Source organism: Amycolatopsis sp. NPDC114484, from assembly GCF_055633755.1.
The window spans coordinates 217,434-232,412 of the sequence record NZ_JBVKDQ010000014.1 but is presented as its reverse complement, the minus strand read 5'-3'; the positions used below and the strand labels follow the sequence as shown (position 1 = coordinate 232,412).

At 66.5% G+C, this 14,979-nt stretch carries 10 protein-coding genes; 7 read left to right on the top strand and 3 right to left on the bottom strand.

What is annotated here, in order from left to right; genetic code table 11:
- Nucleotides 1-58 precede the first annotated feature (58 nt).
- Nucleotides 59-913 (bottom strand): helix-turn-helix domain-containing protein, encoded by an 855-nt coding sequence (locus tag ACZ7SW_RS30550; RefSeq protein WP_470233812.1) that lies wholly within the window; start codon nucleotides 911-913, stop codon nucleotides 59-61.
- Nucleotides 914-1,568: 655 nt separating this feature from the next.
- Here ACZ7SW_RS30550 and ACZ7SW_RS30545 point away from each other — a divergent pair.
- Together ACZ7SW_RS30545 and ACZ7SW_RS30540 are read left to right on the top strand one after the other, a co-directional pair.
- Nucleotides 1,569-2,312, top strand: a complete 744-nt coding sequence (locus tag ACZ7SW_RS30545) for a helix-turn-helix domain-containing protein (RefSeq protein WP_470233811.1) — start codon at nucleotides 1,569-1,571, stop codon at nucleotides 2,310-2,312.
- A 3-nt stretch (nucleotides 2,313-2,315) separates the two neighbouring features.
- The gene (locus tag ACZ7SW_RS30540; protein ID WP_470233810.1) at nucleotides 2,316-2,792 is read left to right on the top strand and encodes an NUDIX hydrolase; all 477 of its coding nucleotides are present in this window, start codon (nucleotides 2,316-2,318) and stop codon (nucleotides 2,790-2,792) included.
- Here ACZ7SW_RS30540 and ACZ7SW_RS30535 read toward each other — a convergent pair.
- Both ACZ7SW_RS30535 and ACZ7SW_RS30530 read right to left on the bottom strand, forming a co-directional pair.
- Nucleotides 2,780-3,331 (bottom strand): HD domain-containing protein, encoded by a 552-nt coding sequence (locus ACZ7SW_RS30535; RefSeq protein WP_470233809.1) that lies wholly within the window; start codon nucleotides 3,329-3,331, stop codon nucleotides 2,780-2,782. The genes ACZ7SW_RS30540 and ACZ7SW_RS30535 overlap by 13 nt on opposite strands.
- Nucleotides 3,332-3,700: 369 nt before the next feature.
- Entirely contained in the window at nucleotides 3,701-4,006 is a 306-nt protein-coding gene (locus ACZ7SW_RS30530) for a hypothetical protein (protein ID WP_470233808.1), read from the bottom strand.
- A 414-nt stretch (nucleotides 4,007-4,420) separates the two neighbouring features.
- Here ACZ7SW_RS30530 and ACZ7SW_RS30525 point away from each other — a divergent pair, with 414 nt between their 5' ends.
- The 5 genes from ACZ7SW_RS30525 to cas7c all read left to right on the top strand — a co-directional run bounded on the left by ACZ7SW_RS30525 (nucleotide 4,421) and on the right by cas7c (nucleotide 14,655).
- Nucleotides 4,421-8,290 carry a YobI family P-loop NTPase gene (locus ACZ7SW_RS30525; protein WP_470233807.1) on the top strand — a complete coding sequence of 1,290 codons (3,870 nt, stop codon included), beginning with the start codon at nucleotides 4,421-4,423 and terminating at the stop codon, nucleotides 8,288-8,290.
- A gap of 237 nt (nucleotides 8,291-8,527) precedes the next feature.
- Nucleotides 8,528-10,825: a CRISPR-associated helicase Cas3' gene (cas3, locus tag ACZ7SW_RS30520; RefSeq protein WP_470233806.1), complete on the top strand. Its 2,298-nt coding sequence runs from the start codon at nucleotides 8,528-8,530 to the stop codon at nucleotides 10,823-10,825.
- Between the two features lie 493 nt (nucleotides 10,826-11,318).
- The gene (cas5c, locus tag ACZ7SW_RS30515; protein ID WP_470233805.1) at nucleotides 11,319-11,939 is read left to right on the top strand and encodes a type I-C CRISPR-associated protein Cas5c; all 621 of its coding nucleotides are present in this window, start codon (nucleotides 11,319-11,321) and stop codon (nucleotides 11,937-11,939) included.
- A complete protein-coding gene (gene cas8c / locus ACZ7SW_RS30510; RefSeq protein WP_470233804.1) occupies nucleotides 11,940-13,715 on the top strand; it encodes a type I-C CRISPR-associated protein Cas8c/Csd1 in 1,776 nt (591 codons plus the stop codon).
- Between the two features lie 52 nt (nucleotides 13,716-13,767).
- A complete protein-coding gene (gene cas7c / locus ACZ7SW_RS30505; RefSeq protein ID WP_470233803.1) occupies nucleotides 13,768-14,655 on the top strand; it encodes a type I-C CRISPR-associated protein Cas7/Csd2 in 888 nt (295 codons plus the stop codon).
- Nucleotides 14,656-14,979 lie beyond the last annotated feature (324 nt).

Here is a 14,979-nt window from a genome sequence, read left to right as displayed (position 1 = left end):
CGCGGTAGGCGGAACATTCAGTGCTGTATGGAGAAATGGCACGGAAGAGGAGTAAGAATTACGCCGATCTGCGCAGGCTGGTTCGATGCTTTGCCGCGTACTCGTCCATGAGAACCCTTGAGCTCATTTTGGACAGAGCGACGCTGTCCAGTTCTTCGAGCACGTCGCTGTAGTTTCCGTCGTCAGCCATGAAAACGGCGGCACCATGGCTCGGGAGGTGGACGACGGGACCGCTGTTCGTGCGGTACAGCGTGAACGCGGCCATAAGCCCGGGATGCCGCCAGGTTCCCCTCGGAACAACGCGGATGCTGACCGTCGAGCTCGGTGCGCCCAGGCTGGCGAGGAAGCCGAACTGCCGGGAGACAGTTTCGAACGATCCGGTCATGTAGTCGAATGCGGCTTCGCCGATGTATGCCGTGAGCGGCTTGGACTGGATAAGTTCTCGGTGTTCTGTGCCGAGTTCTCCGACGAAGTGGACTTCAGCTTCCGACCTGCCCGCAGCGGTCAAGGCTTCGCGTGCGTAGTCATTGTGCTGTACGAGATCGGGAATGAACAGCGGGTGCCAGTCGGCTACGGACGTGGCGGTCGTCCCGCAGTCGGCGAGCATCGCGTAGCGGTCGTAGTCATGGTGCTGGCCCATGATGACGACTTCGGACGCGGTCATTCTTGCCAGGGCGAGAATGCGGCGCTTGTCGTCGCCGTCGACACCGAGCGTGCCGAGAATGTAGGCGACGTCAATGACCGGCGCGGCCCGCAGGCCTAATTCCCAGCTGGACAGTCTCGCAGGCCGGACCCCGATCCTGCGGGCAAGCTCGTTGAGGCCCCATGACGCGCGCTCCCGTGCGGCGCGCAACGCCGATCCGAGCAGCGTGGCACGCGTGCTCACCGCCATCGGCCCTTTGCTGGGTTTCATTGCAATTCAGCCTTTGCAGCTGTGATCGTCGGTCCGGCCATTCATCGCTGCCGCTTCCGCTTCGACTTCGCGGGTCGGCCAGCGGACCGGTTCGGGGTGCCCCAGCCCAGTTGTTCGCGGTATACCGCGGCGCAGGGTAGGCACTGCGTCGGTATGCAACGCGCCCGGCGTTGGTCGTGTGGCGCGAACGCAGCTGCTGCTCGCAGTCCGCAGAGCATGGTGATGTGTTCCCCCGGCGAGGGGACGCGCGTAAGGCGCGCGCGGTGCCACACGCCGTCGACGACCGGGCGTAGATGTTCGAGGTAGATTAAGATCAAAGCTGCCATTGGCGACCGCTCCTCTCGTGTTCCGGCGACCGAGCGACAGGCGTCAGATTTCGTGATACGAAGCTATGATCACGAAGCAGCGCGCAGAACGGGCCGGAAGTACGCTTGCGGCCCAACGGAAACAGCCGGACCTGGAGCATCCATGAGCAGATCACCAGGAACACCGCTACCTCCACCCTACGACCTGCGGCGGGTTTGCTGTGCTGGTCACAGAAAACTCCACTGTGGAGGACGCCGACACCGCACTTGCGGAACTCTTGAGAACGGCTTGGCGGGCTGAAACGTCCCTCACGACGTTTCCAAACGTGCTAGCCCAGGGGAGGGAATCTATGGCGAACGATCGGCTTCGCACCGCCATGCTGGCGGCGAACCTGACTATCGAACAGTTGGCTGAGCGGGTCGACGCGCACCCGAAGACCGCGGAACGGTGGATCCGGGACGAGGTCGTGCCGCATCGAACGACCAGGCACAGGATTCTCGCCGTGCTGGGGGTCGGGGAAACCGAGATCTGGCCCTCCCTCAACAACGGCGCTCGGCCAGTGCCGTCCGAAACCGAGTTCATCCATCTCTACCCCTCCCGGTCGGCCATCACCGGGGCCGGCTGGCAAGAACTCCTCACGGGTGTCGAGGAGCAGATGGACGTGCTCGTGTTCTCCGGGGTATTTCTTGTGGAACAGTACGACCTGGTACCGATGATTCTGAAGAAGGCCCAATCTGGTGTTCGTTTCCGGCTGCTCGTCGGAGACGAGAAGTCGGAAGCTGTCTTGCAACGTGCGAACGACGAAGGCACACCCGGAGGCTTGGAGGGGCGCATCCAGCTGATGCGCCGGTATCTGGCCGAGGTCGCCGACCTTGACGGTGTCGAAGTTCGTACGCACGGCACAACTCTGTACAACTCGCTGTATCGCTTCGATGACCAGCTTTTGGTCAATCCGCACGTGTACGGAGCGCTCGCAGGGCAGAGCCCCGTCCTGCATTTCAAGCGTCACCCGCAGGGAACTGTGTGGGATCATTACCTGAAGTCGTTCGAGCAGGTGTGGCGATCCGCAAAACCGGAGCAGAGGGAGGGGTAAGCCATGGCCAGGATCGATTACGTCGACGACCCTGCAGCACCAGCGGCGAACAGCGTGGTCCCGTCGGTCACCGTGGTGATATGCAACGATCGAGATGAAATCCTGCTGATCCACAAGATCGACAACGATCTGTGGGCGCTGCCAGGTGGCGGGCACGACATAGGGGAGACCATCACGCAAACCGCCGTGCGCGAGGTGAAGGAGGAGACCGGGCTGGACATCGAAGTCATCCGGCTCACCGGAACGTACACGAATCCGCGGCACGTCATGGCCTACGACGACGGTGAGGTCCGCCAGCAGTTCTCGCTTTGCTTCGAAGGGCGGGTGGTCGGCGGCGAGCCCCGCGAAGACGGAGTAGAGACCAAGGCGGTCCGCTGGGTCGACCCGTCACGATTGGAAGGGCTGAACATGCACCCTTCGATGAGGATGCGGATCGCGCACGCCTTGGACCCCGACAGGCGACAGCCTTACTTGGGCTGAGCCGCGTCCAGACGGCTTTGCGTGCGTTCGACGGCGGCGCGCATGACAGGCGCGGCGACGAGCCAAGCTCGGTGGACCGGATCCGAAGCGGGATACCGGGAGAGGATTTCCGAAATTCTCTCGTCGTAGGAGACCCGCTCGCCGCTGGGGCCGACTGTCAGGTCGGCGGTGACCAACGCGTCCAGGAGCGCCGTGTCCCGGAACGGGAATTCGGCGAGCTGGTCGGCCATGCCCCGCTGCTCTGCCTCGAACCTCGCTCCGGAGTGGTGCGCGACCAGGTTGACCACCGCGTCGGGCCAGCCATTGGCCTTGAGGTACCTCGCGCCGTCCAGCGGGTGGAACCGGGTGTGCCCGATTTCCGGTGAGTAGCCGATGTCGTGAAGCCAGGCCGCGGCGACGAGCGTCGGTTGTTCGGGCTCGGCGACCGCGTCGCCAAGCTCCTGCGCACGGCTCGCGACGGCTTGGACATGGTCCCACCGCCGCCCGAGCGGCTTGACGAACCTCTCGCTGACCTGCCGCGCTTCCGTCACGGATTCCATCGCCTTCAATGCTACCGGTCGGCTAGGCTCGTTCGCTGGGCGCATCCGAGTCGGACCTACCAGCTCCGTTCCGACATTGCCGAAGCTAGGCGGTTCTCGCAAGCGTCGGGCTGCACGACGCGGACTGCGGATACTTCTCCGTATCTATTGCCCGTCGCTGCTGGACGAGTCCGTCATCCTGACCGGGTAAGGCCACGGTCTGGGACCCGTCTCAAACTGGTCATTGCGGCCCCTTCCCCGGCTGTGTGAGCTTGGGAGGCGATCACTGCCGGGTGCGTCCCGTTGAGTGAATATCGGTGGCTGGCCCGAGTGGAGGCCAGGAAGCCTGTGGGCCGTCGAGCTGTGGCACCACGAGAGGGCCGGAATTCGTCAGCTCCGCCACTCTCGGACTGCCTGAATCTCGATGTCGCCGCGCTCAACCCGCAGGAACTCGTGTGTTCGGTCCTGCCCGTCCAAGACAGTACTGCGGCCCAGCTGGTCATCGTGCTGTTCGAACAGATCGTTGCCACCGACCGCGGGCCCACCGTGCAGGAGCTGATCCCCTAAGCGACACCGATCCTCGACCGCACTCAGATTCACGGGCTGCCCGCCACCGGCGATCCCTACCTCGACGAAGGCTTTGACGCCATCGTGAACAACGGCGCGGTTACGGTCCAGGTCGTCACCCTTATCCACTTACCGGCATCGACGTTGTCAAACGCAAACTTTCAGCCTGGACACGTTGAAAGCCACCGACCTGGAACTACCTGACGTCGCGAGCCGACTAGCCGGTCGCGTTCGTCTTGGTCTTCAGGCCGCGGCGGGATGCTGTTCGACGGCGGCGACGCGCCAGCGGTGCGCTCGACGGCATGCCGGCAGGTCAGATCGCCGTCGCTGTCGTGCGGATAGTCCGGTAAACCCGCCAGCCGTCCTGCATTGACGGTGTCCGTTGTAACAGTTGACAGCTGTGAAACGACGAAATGACGCAATCGCAGCGAATGGGAAGAGCGATTGCGCCCGGTACGCCTGCTCGAGCCAGGCTGCCTTGAACAGTGGTATGGCACTGAGCGCACGCTCCAGAAGTGCCTGCTGGACCGTGGAAGGAATTCAGTGAGAGACGCCGAGCACGGTCCTGGCTGCCGTAGGGAAAATCCAGGTGCTTCTGCGGATGGAACAGAGGCACCTGTCGAGGTATCGAGGAAAGCGCCGCTGAGCAACGCCTCCGGCCAATCGCCTTTGACGTCGTTAGCCCCGCGGTACGACGAAGACCAGCACAAAATATATCTGGACCAGCTGGAGGCGGCGGTCGAGGACTCGAAGAACCGCAACATCGCCCTCAGCGGACCGTACGGGGCCGGGAAGTCCAGCGTGCTCGATGAATTCCAGAAGAACCACAAGGACTCGACGCTGCGGCTTGCCGTCTCCACGCTGTCGCCTGCGACACAGGACCCAACACTGCCGCCCACAACGCAAGAGTCGACGCTGACCAACCGCATCCAGAAGGAGGTGCTCAAGCAGCTGGTCTACAGCGCCCGATCTCGCACGCTCCGCCATTCGCGGTTCAGCCGGCGTGGTCCGTTGTCGCGGTGGCGGGCGCTCGGTGAGTCCGTGCTGTTCGTCGGCGTGGTCGGCGGGCTGCTGGTGTTGTTCGGGCGCCTGCCCCCGCAGATGGCCACCGGTGCCGACCACACGGCCGTCGAGCAGGCGGCGGTGTGGGTGGGGATTTTCGCGCTTCTCGTCGTGGTGTTCGCGGTGCTGCGGTTGGTCACCTACGACCGGTTCGTGGTGTCCAATGTGTCCGCCGCAGGGGCGACTCTGGCGTTGTCGGCTCAGAGCCACACCTACTTCGACGAGTACCTCGACGAGATCGTGTACTTCTTCGATCAGGAGGCCAAGGACATCGTTCTCTTCGAGGATCTGGACCGCTACAACGATCCTCAGATCTTCCAGGCACTGCGGGAACTGAACACCCTGCTGAACAGCACCCCGAAACGGCTCAAGAAAATTGAGAGGCACGAGAAGCCGCTCCGGTTCGTCTACGCCGTGCGCGACAGCCTGTTCGAGAAGCTCGGAGAAGACACAGCCGCGGAGGGCGACGACGCTGCCCGCGCGGAGACCGTCCGCGCCAACCGGACCAAGTTCTTCGAGTTCGTCATTCCGGTCGTGCCGTTCATCTCGCACCGCACCGCCCGCGAGCACTTGCACCAGCTTCTGCGGGAGAAGAACATCACCGGCATCGACCGCCCGCTGATCGAGACCGTCGCCAGGCACGCCACCGACATGCGGCTCCTGGTGAACATCAGCAACGAATACCTCGTGTTCGCCGACCGGCTGCTGAACACCAAGCACCGTGCTCCCGACCTGTCCCCGAGTCACCTGTTCGCGCTGGTCGCCTACAAGAACTTCCACCTGAAAGACTTCGAGAACATCGCGCGGGGCTCCAGCCTCCTGGACCGCCTGTACGACTTCCATCGTGAACTCGTCGCAACGTCGGTGGCCGCCCGGGAGAAGCGCAAACGAGATCTGTTGGCGAAGGACGCGCAGGCTCGTGCGCTCGGGCTGTTCGCCGAGCGCCTCGGCGGACTACTCAACGCCATCGCGAAGATCGAGACTTCGCAGAACCAGTCCTTGGCGAGCTGCCCCAAACATTTCGTCATCGGCTCGACCCGGTACGACGAACACGCCGTGACCACGCCCGCGTTCTGGGAAGCGGTCATCGCTTCACCCACCATCGCCGTGCAAGCGGAGCAGACCCCTGGATACAACAACTGGGTCTTGTACCTCACGTTGACGCAGAAGCACCTCGAGGAACTGTTCCCCGACGTGCTGAAGGGGCGGTGGGAGGAGAAGACCGACAAAGCACGGCACGAGGAGTTGCCGGAGATCGACCGCGAAATCGAGGAACTCCGTAGCGCCGACTTCCAGGATCTGGTCGCCGACGGCAGGTTCACGCTCGAGATCACCACGCCTCTGGAGAACACGGTCGACGCCGCCGGCGAAGTGACCGAGAACCTGACGTTCGGGGCACTCGTGGACAAGACTCTGACGTCGGAGCTGGCACGCGACCTGGTCCGGCAGGGCTACATCGACCGGAACTTCACCCTCTACGCGGCACAGTTCTACGGCGACTTCACCGGTGTCGACGTGGCGAGGTTCATTGTCCAAATCGTCCAGCGCAACACTAAGGACATCAACTTCCGGTTCATCAGCCCCGGCGCGCTAGCCAATCTGCTGGCTGAGGCCGGCGAGGACTTCACCCGCACCATCAGCGCCTACAACATCCAACTCGTCGACTACCTTCTCGACAAAGATCTCGAACGCGCGGACGAAGTCGTGACGCACCTGACCTCGAACTTCGGGGAGGATGCAGAAGCCTTCCTGTCAGCCTTCTTCACTACGGATCCAGAGGGGAGCAGGCTGGCGGCACGGCTGAGCCATGCGCAGTGGAAAGGCGTGTTCGTCTACCTCATCACGAACGAGGGCGTGCCCGACGACAGGCGCGCAGTGCTCGTGGACGCCGCGCTCGCACACGCCAACCCTGACGGCCACTACGAAATCAATACCGCCGTCAGCGACTTCGTCGTCTCGCACTACACGGAGATGCCCGCGTTCACGCAGCCACTCCCCAAAACTGAACTCGATACGGTAGTGCGCATCTTGCGGCGGGCCGAGATCTCTCTTCCCGACCTTCACGGTGTGCACGACCAGCTTCAGACCGTTCTCGTGGACAACAACATGTACCACCTGACCGCGGAGAACCTGCGCACGGCGGTCAACCTCGACGGGCGGGTGACACTGGACGAGATCCGCAGTAACTACACCGTCTACCAGTATTGCCTGGCCAACCTCGCCGCCTACCTCGACGCGGTCGAAGCTGACGCTGCTACCGACTACTCGACGCAGACTCCCGAAACACTAGTCGGCGCTCTCCACGCGCTGGTAGACGAGATCGTCGAAACGGTGACTGATCCTGCTTCCTGGCCGGCAGTCGGCAACGAGATCGTCGAGCGGCTCACCGCCACCGCGTCGCCTGACAGTTCTTTGGAGCGCCTGGCCGACGCACCCAAAATGACCTGGAAGGCGCTGGCCTCGGCAAAACTGTTCCGCGCATCCCTTGCCAATGTCGACATGTACCGGGCTGAAATCGGCGGCATCGACGAGAGCCTCGGCCAGTTACTGATCGACGCCGGCGCAATCTACGCTGACGAGAGCGAGACGCCGGAGCCCTCGGACGGGGACGAGGATGTGAAGGCTGAGCACAAGGTCGCCGCGGCCGTCGCGATCCTCAACGCCCGGCAAGGCATCCGTCAACCTGCGGACCGCGTCCGGCTCGTTGTCAGCCTCGGGATTGATACCTGGCTTCCCGCCGCCGACATCGACTCGGAGAACAGCAACCTGTTCGCGCTTCTTCTCGAACACGATCTGGTGCCCGACGACGCAGCCACCTTCGCTCACCTGTGCAGCGCCGGTTGGACCGCCCTCAGGGCTGCGATTCTTGCCTCGAAGGGCGTGGAAGACTTCCTGGCCCCTGGTCTGGTCGACGGGATGCTCGTCGATCTCTTCGAGGACCCTGAAACCAGCGCCAAGGTAGGCCGCCTAGTGCTCGGTGCTCTCGCGTGCTTCCTTCCAGCTGACGATTACCAAGCCCTCGACGCTGCGGCCAGGTTCGCCGTTCGCAGCGGCACCGCGCTGCCGGTTGACCAGATCCGCCGCGTCGCCACGACCGTCAAGGATACGAACCTGACCATCCGGCTGCTGCAGATCGCCGCACCCGACGCGGGTGCCGTCACGTCTGTGCTGAACGAGTTGGGCGGGAAGTACAGCTACCTGACGACCTGGGAGCGCGACGAGTTCGAGGTTCCGTCCGACCAGGCACACCGCGACGTGTTCAAGATTCTGTCGGCCGCGGGCGTGTGCCGCACTCGCCACAGACCGAGTAAGGAGATGCTCGCTGTCAGGCGGCCCGCAACAACCGCCTAAGCGAGTGGCCGTTTTCTGCGGTGGTACGAGATTTCCCTGGCTGTTCTGGGGCGGAGAGGTCGTCTGCCTGACAGACCATCCGCCGACGCGGGAAGAAGCTGTCGATCACGCCCTGCTCACACGACGAAAGCAGCGCCCGGGACCGATCTTCGGTACTCCGTCTCCCGGGGTAGTGACACTGCGGAAGGCGTTGGGCTTTCGCCATGCTCAGTAATCTCGTCATGGCGTGTGCGGGGCATGCGCTCGCCGGTTTGTCTGGCTGCTGAGGGCTGGAGCCCGACGTTTCCAGTCGTCGGGGTTGGAAGGAACGGGGGAGTTTTCGTGTGGGCACATAGTGCGAATGTGCTGGGCCAGCGGCAGTTGCTGTCGGACCATGCTCGTTCGACGGCGCGGTTGGCGGGTCGGTTCGCGGGGGAGTTCGGGGCTGGGGAGCTGGGGTTTGCGTTGGGTTTGTTCCATGACGCGGGCAAGGCGTGCGGGTTGTGGCAGGAGGGGTTGGCGCGTGCCGAGGTCCGCGGCGGGCGGGTGGGGGTGCCGCACAAGGAGCTGGGTGCGAACCTCCTTCGGGGCGTGGCGGGTGCGGCGGCGATGGCGGTCCTGGGCCATCACGGCGGCCTGACCAGCCTGGAGGACTTGCGCGGGCTCGATTCGGCGGACGCGGCGCGGGGCGCAGCCGGGGTCGAGTCTTTTCTGGACTTGTTGCCGGAGGCGGAGCGGTTGGTGGGCGGGACTCCGCTGTCGTTGGTGCCGGACGGTTGGCGGAGCGGCAACACGGTCGCGGAGATCGGGGTGCGGTTGGTGTTCTCGTCGCTGGTCGATGCCGATCATCTGGACACGGCGGCTCACGCGCAGGGGTGGGCAGGGCCGAGGGTGCGCGCGGACGCGGACCTGGCGGCGTTGCGGGATCGTTTCGAGGCTGCGCGGCGGGAACGGTTGGCGGGCCGGGCCGGTTCGCCGGTGGACGGGGTCCGCGAGCGGGTGTATCGGCGGGCGGTGCAGTGTGCGGCGCACTCGCCGGGGCTGTTCCGGATGCCGGCGCCGACGGGGGCGGGGAAGACGTGGGCGTCGGCGGGGTTCGCGTTGCACCACGCGGCCCGGCACGGGAAGCGGCGGGTGATCGTCGCGGTCCCGTTCGTCACGGTCAGCGAACAGAATGCCGCCGAGTACCGCGCGATGCTCGGCGAGGACGCGGTGCTGGAGCACCATTCGGGGGTCCGCTCGCCCGATTCGGGGGCGGCCGGGCGGGCGTTGCGTCCGGCGGCGGAGAACTGGGACAGTCCGTTCGTCGTGACCACGACCGTGCAGCTGTTCGATTCGCTGTTCGCGCGCACGCCGTCGCGGATGCGCAAGCTGCACCGGCTGGCGAACGCGGTGGTGGTGCTTGACGAGGTGCAGGCGCTGCCGTTGCGGGTGCTCACGCCGATCCTGGACGCGCTGCGGATCCTCTCGGAGCATTTCGGCACGACGGTGCTGCTGGCGTCGGCGACCCAGCCCGCGTTCCCGGAGTTCGACGTGTGGCGCGGCGTAAGCGTGCGCGACGTGGTCGACGAGCCGCGTGCGTTGTTCGAGTCGATGCGGCGGGTGCGCTACGAGTGGTGGCTGGACCCGCGGCCGACGCTGGCCGAGGTCGGGGCGCGGGCGTGCTCGCACGAGCAGGTTCTGATGGTGGTCAACACGACCGCCGACGCCCGGTTGGTGTTCCGGGCGTGGGCGGATTCGGGCGCGGACGGGATCTTCCACCTGTCGACGCGGATGATGCCCGAGCACCGCCGCGACGTGCTGCGCGAGGTGCGCGCCCGCCTGGCGAAGGGCGGGCCGGTGCGGCTGGTGTCCACGCAGCTGGTCGAGGCGGGCGTGGACGTCGACTTCCCGGTCGTGTTCCGGGCGTTCGCTCCGGCGGAGGCTCTGCAGCAGGCCGCAGGACGGGCGAACCGGGAGGGCAGACTCGGCGCCGACGGCATGGTGGTGGTGTTCGACGCGCGGGACATGTCCAGCCCCGCGGGGTATGCCCTCGGGGCCGCGGTGACCGCCGAGATCTTCGGGCCGCACGAGGGCGCCCAGGCGCGCCCGGACGACGTCGACGCGCTGGACCGCTATTACGCGACGCTGTACCGGCGCGCGAACGCCGAGTACGGCACGCGGGCGGCGGAGATCCAGCGCAACCGCCGGCGTCTGGACTTCCAGTCCGTGGCCGAGGGGCCGGAGCGGGCGATGGGCGCGGTCAACGGCCGCGACCACACGCTGGCGTTCCGGATGCTCGACGACGACACCGTGCCGGTCGCGGTCACCGACCATGACGGCGCGACCCCGGCCGCGGCGTTGATCGCGCGCCTGCGCAGCGCACCGGAGCAGGCCCGCACGCTGCTGCGCCGGCTGCAGCCCTACCTCGTGGCGCTGCCGAAGCGGCTGCTGGGGGACCCGGCGATCGCGGCGCTGTGCACGCCGGTGCTCGGCGACCTCTACGAGTGGACTGGCCCCTACGGCGAGCACTGCGGCATTGACACCACCAGCGGCTCCGAACGCGAAGTCTGGTGAGCGGCCCGCGGCTTCCCTGACGAGCGGCAGCAACCAGAGGCACACGAGGCTAGCCGCCGCGCACACCCGGACAACGCGAACACCGCGTTCGGTTCGGCCGAACCGATGCTCGCACTCGCGGTTAGCTCGACCAGGTGAATCCAGTCGAAAAAGCGCGGGCACATGTTGTGTTTCGAGTCGAGAGCCGGCAACAGCGCGCAGGAAATCCGACGCACGTTCGGATGAATGCGCGAGGCCGGAGGATCTCCTTCTCCGGCCAGCAGCGGAAATGCCCCGGCGTTCGCCAGCGAGGACAACCCAGTCTGTCGCTCGAATGCGATATCAGCAGAAATTCGGCACGGTTATTACGTTTTTCGCTGCGCGAGCAGTGGAATCGGGCGGCTGCCCGGAATTGTCGGTGGAGCCTGGTAGGTACTACGCGGCAAGTCAGGACGAGAGAAAGGGCCGTGTCGTGGACGAGGGGTTGCCGCGTTCGCCGGAGGGTGCTGTTCCGGTGGGTGTGCAGGTGTGGGGGCAGGGTGCGTTGTTCACGCGTCCGGAGTTGAAGGTGGAGCGGGTGTCGTATCCGGTGATGACGCCGACGGCCGCGATCGGCGTGCTGGAGTCGATTTTCTGGAAGCCGGAGATGCAATGGATTCCGGTCGCGATCGACGTGCTTGCTCCGATCAGGCAGTTCACGCAGCGCCGCAACGAGACCACCGATGTCCCGTCGGTGAGCGCGGCCTTGGCGGGGCGGACGGTGGACACGGCCGGGCATCGGACGCAGCGGCATGCGGTGTGCTTGAAGGACGTCTGCTACCGCATTCACGCCCATGTCGAGCTGCGCGGCCGCGCAGCGAAGCCGGCGGCGGCGTACCGGGACCAGTTCCGGCGGCGGGTGGAGCGGGGCCGATGTTTCCACCAGCCGTACCTGGGGACGCGGGAGTTCAGCGCGTTTTTCGGGCCGGTCGACGACAGCGAGCGGGTTCCGGTGACCATAGACCTCGGGGTGATGCTGCACCGCGTCCATCACGAGAAGGCGGGCGTGCGGTTCTCCTGGTTCGACGCGAAGCTGAAGGACGGGCGGATGCTGGTCCCGCGCGTCGGCAAGGCGGCCGAGCTGGCGGGGGCGTGAATGCTGCTGAAGCGGCTGGCCGGTTACGCCGGGGAGAACGTGACGGCGCCGCCGTTCCACCGGGAACGGGAGTTCCTGTGGCGGCTGGACCTGTTCACCGACGGCCGCGCGACCCGGCTGACCGGGCTTCGCGAGCCCGACGGGAAGCGCCGCGGCCAGTACCGGGTCGCGCCGGCGGTGACGCGGACGGTCGGCGTGGCTCCGCAGCTGGGAGCCGACGACGCCCAGTACGTATTCGGGTGGGGCGACGACACCACGAAACCCGCGCGCGTCGCCGAATGCCGTGACCGGTTCGCGGCCCTGGTCCGGGCGTGGGCGGCGGACGCTCCGCACGACGCGTCGGCCGCGCGGCTGGCCCGTTTCTACGGTGACGAGGCGATGCCGTCGCGTCCGGACGGGATGGGCGCGAAGGACGGCGTCCTGATCGCGGTGGACGACGAACTGGTCATCCGCCGGCCGTCGCTGGTGCGGTTCTGGACGGCCGAGGTCGCGCGCCGCAAGGGCGGCACGACCCCGCGGGCCGGGCTGTGCCTGGTGTGCGGGAAACACCGGCCGCTGCTGAATTCGATGCCGGGAACGGTGGCCAAGCGCCTCGTCCCGGGAGCCGGCAACGACGCGGCGCTGGTGAGCGTCAACGAGCCGGTGTTCGGGTACGGACTGACGACCGGCCTGGAGCACACCCCGATCTGTTTCGACTGCGGCAACGCGGTCGGCGCCGGCCTGACCCACCTGCTCGGCTCCCGCCACGCGATCAACCTGCCCGGCCAGGACAGCAGGATGGCGTGGTGGGTCCTGGGCGTGGCCGAGCCCGACGTGCTGTCGGGATTCGCCGACGACCCCGACCCCGGCCAGGTCAACGCGCTGCTGAGGAAGCTGCACTCCGGCGAGCTGGCGCAGGCCGCGGAGCTGGCGCAGCGGGTCGGCAGCGACGAACGGTTCTGCTCGCTGACCGTCGGCGGCAACGCCTCGCGGATCATGGTCCGGGACTGGATCGACCTGCCCTTGCCGACCGTGCTGCTGAACCTGGCGCACTGGTACCGCGACCTGCGCATGGTCTCCCGGGACCGCGACGAGCCGGTCGTGTCCGGGCCGTGGCGCCTCGTGCTGGCCACCGGCCGGTGGGACCGCCGCGGCGGCGAGCACGGCCGCTACGCCGAGATCGGCAGCACCAGCGGCCGGCGGAGCGCGCACGTGCAGCGCGACCTGCTCGCCCGCGCGCTGCGCGGCGTGCCTCTGCCGCCGTCGGTTCTGCACCACGTCCTGCACCGCATCGCCTCCGACCGCCGCATCGACGCCGCGCGCGCGGCACTCGTGCGGCTGGCGCTGTGCGACCCCCGAGAGAAGGAGCCCCGCGTGTCCGCCGGTCTCGACGAGAACAACACCGATCCCGCCTACCTCTACGGCCGGGTCTTCGCGCACCTGGAGAAAATCCAGCTCAAAGCCCACGACAACAACGTCAACACCACCTACGGCGACCGATTCCTGCCCTCGGCCATGGGCAACCCCGTCCCGGCGGTCATGGAAGGCCGCAAACTGGCCACGGCATGGCTGGCCAAGCTCCGCCGCAAACCCCAGACCCGCGCGACCGGACACGCGCTGCGCGAGACCCTCACTGCCCTGGTCGACAAGATCGACTCGGCGGAACCGGTCGCCGGATTCCTTCCGCCGCAACGCCAGGCGCAGTTCGTCCTCGGCTACCACCAGCAGTGGGCCGAAGACGCCCGCCAGGCCCGCGCGCACAGGAAGAACGCCACGTCCGACGGCACCGGCGGATGACGCTCCGCCCGCAGCCGCGTTTCCCCCTCTCCCGCAACGAAAGGACTTTCCCGTGACCGTCGATCCGCACCTCGACCCGGCCGTCCGCCACGACATGGTGTTCCTGTTCGACATCGCCGACGGCAACCCCAACGGCGACCCGGACTTCGACAACCGGCCCCGCATGGACGAGGAAACCGGGCACGGCCTGGTCACCGACGTCGCGATCAAACGCAAGATCCGCAACACTCTGCCCCTGGCCGCAAACGGCGACCCGCGGTACGGGATCTTCGTCGAAGCCGGCCACGCGCTCAACACCCGGCTCGCCGAATCGCTGACGGCCGCCCGCGTCACCGACAAGAAGAAGCCCACACCGGAACAGAAACAGGCCGCCCGCTCCTGGCTGACCGACACCTACGCCGACATCCGCCTCTTCGGCGCGGTCCTCTCGACCGGCGAAACCAAATCCCTGGGCCAGATCTACGGCCCGCTGCAGGTCGCCAATGCCCGCAGCTACCACCCGATCATGCCCCAGCAGCACACCATCACCCGCGTCACCCAGACCAGGCAGGAAGACATCGACCGGGGCGAGAGCACCGAAATGGGCGGGAAATGGACCGTCCCCTACGGGCTCTACAAAGCCGAGATCTACTACTCCGCCGCCCGCGGCCAGCAGACCGGCGTCGACAGCCGCGACCTCGAACTGCTCTACCGCACCCTGGAAATGATGTTCGACCACGACCGCTCCGCCGCCCGCGGCACCCTGACCGCCCGCGGGCTCTACGTCTTCAGCCACGACAACGCCTTCGGCAACGCCCCGGCACACAAACTCACCGAACGCGTCCAGGTCAGCCTCACCGGACACGCCGCAGGTCCGCCGCGATCCTTCAGCGACTACACGGTCAACGCCGCCGACGGCGACTTGCCCCACGGTGTGACAATGGCCAAGCTGGTGGCCTGAACCCGTACTGCGGCATCGGCCCTCCGGGCCGATGAGGATCGAAACTGGTTTCCCTGGCGCTCGACGCGGCCGATGGCCTGCGGTGGCATCGGCCCTCCGGGGCCGATGAGGGTCGAAACGACGAGATGTTCGCTGCGCTGAACCGGCATCTGTGCTGGTGGCATCGGCTCTCCGAGGCCGGTGAGGATCGAAACTCGACGGGTGGAATCCACGGAGCCGAGGCCGACTTGGTGGCATCGGCCCTCCGGGGCCGATGAGGATCGCAACAACGCCGACGGCGCTACCGTCGCCCTGCAACGCCTGCTGTGGCATCGGCCCTCCGGG